The following is a 1,471-nucleotide window of genomic DNA, read 5'->3' as shown; positions in this document are numbered from 1 at the left end:
GCGTTCGCGGCATCGACGATAGGTTTGAGGTATTCAAGGCAGACGCGAGCGACCCAGTCCGGTTCGATGCCGCGCTGGTGGAATCCGCACTCCATGGAGAGGTATCCGTCGAAGCCGGTTTCGGCGAGGGCGTCGATGAGGGCCGGAAAGTCTCCCCTTCCCATGCCCGGCGGCAGGCGGTTGTTGTCGGAGGCGTGGATATGGACGAGGTCCTTGCCCATGGCATAGACGTAGTCGCTCATCACTTCCTTTTGAGTGATGACGTGATGGCTGTCGAACATCAGGCGCACGTTCGGCTCGCCGACATCCTTCATCATGTCGATGGTGTTGTCGCAGGTATTGACGATGTTGCTGTCTTCCGGGGTGGGCTCGATGACGATCTCGACGCCGAAGTCCTGGGCGAAGCGGGCGATTTCGCCGATCGCCTGAGCCGCCCAGTCCCATGCCTGACGGTAGGTGGTGCCGAAGATATACCAGCCCGGCAGGCAGATCAGCCGCTTGCCGCCCCAGTCGGCGGTGAGCTGGACCATGTCCTTGTAATGGTCGATCGCCCAGCGGCGCTCTTCCGGGATCGGCGAGGCGACGTTGTTGCCGGGGCCGCCGCCATGGGCCGGCAGCATGGCGGCCAGTTCGAGCTCGTAGTCCTTCAGCATCCGGCCGAGATCCTTGCGCCGTTGCGGGCTCAGCGTCGGCGGAAAGACATGCGGGCTGGCGGCGCCGATCTCGATGGCGTCATAGCCGATCTTCTTGACGCGGCGGATGGTTTCCTCAAGCGTATAGGCCGGCAGCCATGTCGGGTTGCTTGCATAGGGCCAGGTGTGCATTGCGAGCTTGATCGTCATCGAAGGCTCCCTCAGGCGGCGGATTGCTTGATGGTTTCCCAGGCGCCGTTCTGCCCGGAGACGAGAATGGCTTCGGCGATGCGCTCGATCTGCACGCCATCCCGGAAGTCGGGTGAAGCCGGCTTGTTGTCGGCGATGGCCTGCAGGAAGTTGTACCATTCGATCGATTTGATATCGATGTAGCCCTGCCCCATGCCGGCCACCGGCCACAGCTTGTCGCCGAAGGGCTGGTTCGGGCCGGAATAGATGGTGCGGAAGCCGAAGGCGTCGGCCGGATCGTCGGCAAAGGCGACCCGCAGTTCGTTGAGGCGCTGGTAGTCGAAGGCGATCGAGCCGCGGGTCCCGTGGATCTCGAAGCCGAGCTGGTTATGATGGCCCCAGGAATTGCGCGTCACTTCGATCGTGCCGTGCGCCCCGCCTGCAAACTTGATCATCGTCAGCGCGGTGTCGTCGACGTCGACCTTGCCCTTTTCCGAGGAGGCCGCCCCGCTCGGACCGAAGAAGCGGCCGGCCGGCAGCGGGCGTTCAGGGATGAAGGTCTTGACGATGGCGTTCACCTGCTCGAATTCACCGACGAGCAGGCGTGCGGCATCGATCACATGGGTGCCGATGTCGCCAAGCGTGCCGGA

At 63.4% G+C, this 1,471-nt stretch carries 2 protein-coding genes; both read right to left on the bottom strand.

Annotated elements, in window-relative coordinates:
- Window positions 1-842: sugar phosphate isomerase/epimerase family protein (locus CO671_RS33025; RefSeq protein ID WP_097609246.1), on the bottom strand; the 842-nt coding region annotated here is incomplete at its 3' end.
- A gap of 11 nt (window positions 843-853) precedes the next feature.
- Window positions 854-1,471: Gfo/Idh/MocA family oxidoreductase (locus CO671_RS33020; RefSeq protein ID WP_245425054.1), on the bottom strand; the 618-nt coding region annotated here is incomplete at its 5' end.

The sequence above is a fragment of the Rhizobium sp. M10 genome, assembly GCF_002531955.1.
In the GTDB taxonomy this organism is placed as follows: domain Bacteria; phylum Pseudomonadota; class Alphaproteobacteria; order Rhizobiales; family Rhizobiaceae; genus Rhizobium; species Rhizobium etli_C.
This window is presented reverse-complemented; position numbering and strand designations above follow the sequence as displayed.